This window comes from Nonomuraea lactucae, assembly GCF_003313395.1.
Taxonomy (GTDB): Bacteria; Actinomycetota; Actinomycetes; order Streptosporangiales; family Streptosporangiaceae; genus Nonomuraea; species Nonomuraea lactucae.
On the sequence record NZ_QNFZ01000088.1, the window covers coordinates 1 to 4,958 of the forward strand.

Sequence of the window (4,958 nt, forward strand, 5' to 3'; positions counted from 1 at the left end):
CGGCCTGGAGCCGCGGCTCGACGCCCGGCTGTGCGAGCTGGACTTCGGCGAGGGCGACGGGCTGACCCCCGCCGAGATGCGCGAACGCTTCCCGGAGGCGCGCGCCGCCTTCGAGGCCGACCCGGCCGGCCACCCGCTCCCGGGCGGGGAGGACCCGTACAAAGCCGCGGCCCGCTTCACGCTCGCCCTGGACGACGTCCGCGCGGCCCACCCGGGCGGGCGCGTGCTGGTGGTGGCCCACACGACCGTCATCAGGCTCGCCCTGTGCCGGCTCCTGGGAGTGCCGCTGGGCTCGTACCGGCGGCTGTTCCCCCACATCGGCAACTGCGCGCTCACCGAGCTGCGCCTGCGCGGCGAGGAGGTCGCGGTCCTGCAGTTCAACACCCCGGTCGGAGCCGCCGGCGGGGCCCTTCCCGGTCAGCCCTTGAGCGCTCCGGCCATCAGGCCGCGCATGAAGAAGCGGCCGAGCACCACGTAGATGATCATCGTCGGGATCGACGCCAGGATGGCCGCCGCCATCTGCTGGCTGTACGGCGTCGCCTGGGCGCCGGCGATGTTGTTCAGCATCACCGTGGTGGGCCAGCTCTGCGGCCCGGTCAGGAAGACGGCGAACAGGAAGTCGTTCCACAGCGACGTGAACTGCCAGATGATCACCACGGCCACCGCCGGTCCGGACACGGGCAGCACCACGGACCAGTAGGTCCGCAGCATCCCCGCGCCGTCCACGCGCGAGGCCTCGATGAGCTCGTCCGGGATGGTGACGTAGTAGTTGCGGAAGATCAGCGTGCAGATCGGGATGCCGTACACGACGTGCGCCAGCACCAGGCCGGGGATTCCGCCGTAGAAGACGCCCTGCAGCCCGGTCAGCTCGTTCAGCCCGACGAGGAGCTGCACCAGCGGGATCATGACGCCCTGGTACGGGATGAACATGCCGAACAGGAACAGCGTGAACAGCACGTCCGCGCCCGGGAACCGCCACTTCGACAGCACGTAGCCGTTCATGGATCCCAGCACGCATGACAGCACCGACCCGGGCACCGCCAGCAGCACGCTGTTCCACAGGCCGGGTGCGAGCTTCTCCCAGGCCACCCGCCACGCTTCGAGGGTCCACGTCTGCGGCAGGTTCCAGGCCTGGCTCGGGTCGGCCTCGGTGAGCGGCTTGAAGCTGGTGACCAGCAGGACGTAGATCGGGAGCAGGAAGACGATCACGAGGGCCAGCAGCATGCCGAGGCGCACCCCGGTGAACACCCGCCCGCGCCGGGCCGCCACGGCGGTCATGAGCGCCTCTCCTTACGCACGGACCAGATCAGGTACGGGATGACGAAGATCGCCACGCTCAGCACGATGTACGAGGCGATGGTGGCGCCCTTGGCCGGGTCGTGGGAGTCGAAGACCGCCACCCACATGAACACCGCGGGCACGTCGGTGATGATCTGCTTGCCCGACACCGCCACGATCAGGTCGAACACCTTCAGCGAGATGTGCCCCAGGATGATCAGCGCCGAGAGCGTCACCGGGCGCAGCAGGGGCAGCACCACGTGCCGGTAGACGCCCCACTCGTTGCACCCGTCCACGCGGGCGGCCTCGCGCAGCTCCTCGGGGACGCCGCGGAAGCCCGCCAGGAACAAAGCCATGACATATCCGGACATTTGCCAGATGGCTGGGAGGGCCATCGCGGCCATCCCCCAGTCAGGGTCCCGGAACCACTGCCACTGCGGCAGCCCGATCGCGTCGAACAGCCGGTTGAACCCGACCGCCCGCTCCCCCATGCCCGAGTTCATCAGCCACCGCCACACGATGCCGGTCGCGACGAACGAGATGGCCATCGGGAAGAGATAGATCGCCCGGAACGAGCCCTCGCCCCTGATCCCCTTCTCCATCAGGAAGGCGAGGAACCAGCCGAGCACCAGCGCGCCCAGCACGAACACGACCGTGAACATGATCGCGTGGTTGACCGAGATGTGCCACCTGGGCAGGTCCCAGATGCCGAGGAAGTTCTCCAGCCCGACGAACTTGCCCTCCGACACCTCGTCGTGCTTGTCCGTCATGGCCAGCCGGAAGTTCCAGCCCAGCATGCCGTACACGAACACGCCGATCAGCACGATCGACGGGGCGACGAGGAGCAGGCCCGGCAGCCAGGTGCGTACCCGCCTCACAAGCATTCCCTCCACGTGGGCACGGCAGGCGCCCCTGTGACGCCTGCCGTGCCGCGACTCACTGCGCGTTCGCCTGCGCGGCTTCGGCCAGTGCCTTCTGCAGCGCCGGCACGTCCTTCGTGCCGATGAACAGGCCGACCGCCTCGTTGATCGAGGCCAGCCACGGCTGGTTCACCGCGACGCCGTGCTGGATGGAGCCGGCGAGCTTGTTGCTCGACCAGTCCTTCAGCGCGTCGGCCAGATAGTCGGTGTAGAGGGACTGGTCGGCGTCCTTGCGGGCCGGGATGGAGCCCTTCTTCGGATTGAAGGCGTCCTGGCCCTCCTTGCTGGCCGCGACCTTGAGCCAGGCGATGGCCCCGTCACGGTTCTTCGCGCCCTTGGGCAGGGTGAAGCTGTCGGACAGCCACAGGTAGGTGCCCTCGGTGCCGGGCGCGGGCGCCCAGTCGAAGTCGGTCTTGGACTTCTTGCCCAGGCCGCCCTCCGGCGGGTTGTGGAAGTAGCCGTACGCCCAGTCGCCCATGATGTTGAAGGCGGCCTCGCCGTCGGCGACCTGCTTGGCCGCGGGCTGCCAGTCGTCCTGGGGGTCGCCCGCGTACGACAAGATCTTCTTGAACGACTCCAGCGCCTTGGTCACCTGCGGGCTGTTCCAGTCGGCGCCCGGCTTGAACAGCGCGTTGTAGGCGTCGGTGCCGAGCGAGCCGAGCAGGACGCTCTCCAGCAGGTGGGTGACCGTCCACTCGGAGCCGATGGACAGCGGGATCTTGCCCTTGGCCTTGACCTTCTCCAGGGCGGCGACGAACTCCTCCAGCGTCTTGGGCGGGGCCGTGACGCCGGCCTCCTTCAGCACGGTGGGGTTGAACCACAGGACGTTCGACCTGTGGATGTTCACCGGCACCGAGTAGATCTTGCCCTGGACGCTGATCTGGTCGACCAGCTGGGACGGGAAGACGTCCTTGAGCTTCAGCTCGTCGTAGAGGGAGTTCAGCTCCTCCAGGTCGCCCGCCTTGATGTAGCCCTGCAGCTCGGCGCCCGCGTGCCCCTGGAAGGTGTCGGGCGGGGTGTCGGCCTGCAGCTTCGACTGCAGCAACGCCTTTGCCTTGTCACCGGAGCCGCCCGCGACCGCGGCGTCGAAGAACGTGTAGGACGGGTTCTGCTGCTCGAAGATCTGCCGCATGGCCTTCAGGCCGTCGGCTTCGCCCGGTCCCGTCCACCACGAGAACACCTCGACCTGTTTCTTGCCGCCGCCCTCAGCGGTGGGCTGGGCCGTCTGGCCGGTTCCGCCACCGCCGCCACAGGCGGCCAGGCTCAGCACGCTCGCCATGGTGACCGCGACGGCCGCCACCCACGGTCGTCTCATCTTTCGTCGCATCGCACACCGTCCCTCCGCGATACCCCGAAGTGGTGATTTTGACAACGTTGTCAGTAGGGCCATCAACCCACCTCGCACTCCGGGCCGTCAAGATATGTGCTGATAACAGGTCCGCATACCCAGGACCGCCACGTCATCACGGGGAATTGTCGGCGCGCCTCCTGCAGGAGGCGGCTTCTCGCTAAGCCGCTTCCGCAGCCCGGCGAAGGGCAAGCCCTGCCCTGAGGATGTTGGTTGCCGCGTTGATGTCGGCGTGCGCGGTGTGCCCGCACGCCTGACAGGCGAACTCGGCGCAAGATCCCGCTGCGCGGCAGCCAGGCGGTCAGCTGTCGCGGCGAGGTGGCGAGGGTTGGCCACATGCGCCCCGTCCGACGTCGTGACGAGCGAGGCCACACCCATGTCCAAGCCGACGGCAGCGCCCGTCGCGGGCAGCGTTTCGGCGGGCACGTCCTCGCACGACAGCACCACGAACCAGCGGGAGCCTTCCCGCTTGACGCTGATCGTCTTGACGGTGCCGAGCACCCGCCGGTGCTGGTGCACGCGGACATGCCCGATGCCCTGAAGGCGGACGAATGTCGCGGCCGGGTGCTCGGGCTGACAGTCCCACCGGCAGCCGTCGCCGTCCTTGGGCCACTCGACCGTGTCGAACCAGCCCCGCCCCTTGAACCGCGGAAAGCCCGGGGTGCGGCCTGCCTTGACCCGGTCGAAGAACGCGCGGAACGCCTTGTCCAACCTGCGCAGCGTGGCCTGCTGGGAAGAGAACGACCACCGGCCCTGCCCCCCGGGGTCGTCGGCGCGGATGTGCTTCAACTCGCCCGACTGCTCGCCGTACGGGACCGTCACGCCTGCCTTGCGGTAGGGCGCGGGACCGTCACGCCTGCCTTGCGGTAGGGCGCAGCAGAACTCCCGATTCCCCGTCACCTGAAGGCGACGATCCCCTCGAGAGAATCTGATGGGCACCGGCAAGGGTCCAGTGGCGGCGCATCGCCGTGGCCCGTGGCTTCCACCGCGACGCCGACCTGCTCATCTGCGACGAGCCCACGGCGGCGCTCGACGCCCGCGCCGAGCACGCCCTCTTCGAACGCATCCGCGGCCACTCCGACGGGCGCATCGTCCTGCTGATCACCCACCGCCTCGCCAGCGTCCGCTACGCCGACCGCATCTACGTCCTCGACCACGGCGAGATCACCGAGCAGGGCGACCACGCCACCCTGATGTCACTCGACGGCCTCTACACCCTCCAGTCCTCCGCCTACCGCTAGGCCGCCCGTTCCCGCAGGGTCCTCACGCGGCGAGGCCGCCGCGCGTTCCCTCCTCTCGCCATCCCCTCCACGCGCCGCACGGGGAGCGCCCCAGCCCGCTCCCGCCCCACACGGGAGGACGCCGCAGCCGCGCGCCGCCTTCGGCCCGCCGCCAGCTGCGCCGCCGAAGGC

At 69.1% G+C, this 4,958-nt stretch carries 5 protein-coding genes and 1 pseudogene; 2 read left to right on the top strand and 4 right to left on the bottom strand.

Annotated elements, in window-relative coordinates:
- The coding region (locus DQW85_RS06770; RefSeq protein WP_162794794.1) for a histidine phosphatase family protein at positions 1-478 on the top strand (478 nt) is incomplete at its 5' end.
- On the opposite strand, the gene DQW85_RS06775 is transcribed toward DQW85_RS06770, so the two are convergent.
- The 4 genes from DQW85_RS06775 to DQW85_RS48510 form a co-directional block, all read right to left on the bottom strand.
- Positions 418-1,278 carry a carbohydrate ABC transporter permease gene (locus tag DQW85_RS06775; protein ID WP_113699530.1) on the bottom strand — a complete coding sequence of 287 codons (861 nt, stop codon included), beginning with the start codon at positions 1,276-1,278 and terminating at the stop codon, positions 418-420. The two genes, DQW85_RS06770 and DQW85_RS06775, sit on opposite strands and share 61 nt — an antisense overlap.
- A complete protein-coding gene (locus tag DQW85_RS06780; protein WP_113699531.1) occupies positions 1,275-2,162 on the bottom strand; it encodes a carbohydrate ABC transporter permease in 888 nt (295 codons plus the stop codon). The genes DQW85_RS06775 and DQW85_RS06780 overlap by 4 nt, the downstream gene beginning before the upstream one ends.
- Positions 2,163-2,214: 52 nt before the next feature.
- Entirely contained in the window at positions 2,215-3,513 is a 1,299-nt protein-coding gene (locus DQW85_RS06785) for an ABC transporter substrate-binding protein (protein WP_113699532.1), read from the bottom strand.
- A gap of 99 nt (positions 3,514-3,612) precedes the next feature.
- Positions 3,613-4,257: a hypothetical protein gene (locus tag DQW85_RS48510; protein WP_240196975.1), complete on the bottom strand. Its 645-nt coding sequence runs from the start codon at positions 4,255-4,257 to the stop codon at positions 3,613-3,615.
- A 239-nt stretch (positions 4,258-4,496) separates the two neighbouring features.
- Between DQW85_RS48510 and DQW85_RS06795 the strand changes: the two are divergent.
- Positions 4,497-4,787 (top strand): annotated as a pseudogene (locus DQW85_RS06795) (ABC transporter ATP-binding protein); the annotation flags it as partial.
- Positions 4,788-4,958: the final 171 nt, after the last annotated feature.

Excerpts from the sequence above, each read along its gene's own strand:
- DQW85_RS06775 (WP_113699530.1), bottom strand. The coding sequence starts at position 1,278 with ATGACCGCCGTGGCGGCCCGGCGCGGGCGGGTGTTCACCGGGGTGCGC.
- DQW85_RS06780 (WP_113699531.1), bottom strand. The coding sequence starts at position 2,162 with ATGCTTGTGAGGCGGGTACGCACCTGGCTGCCGGGCCTGCTCCTCGTC.
- DQW85_RS06785 (WP_113699532.1), bottom strand. The coding sequence starts at position 3,513 with ATGAGACGACCGTGGGTGGCGGCCGTCGCGGTCACCATGGCGAGCGTG.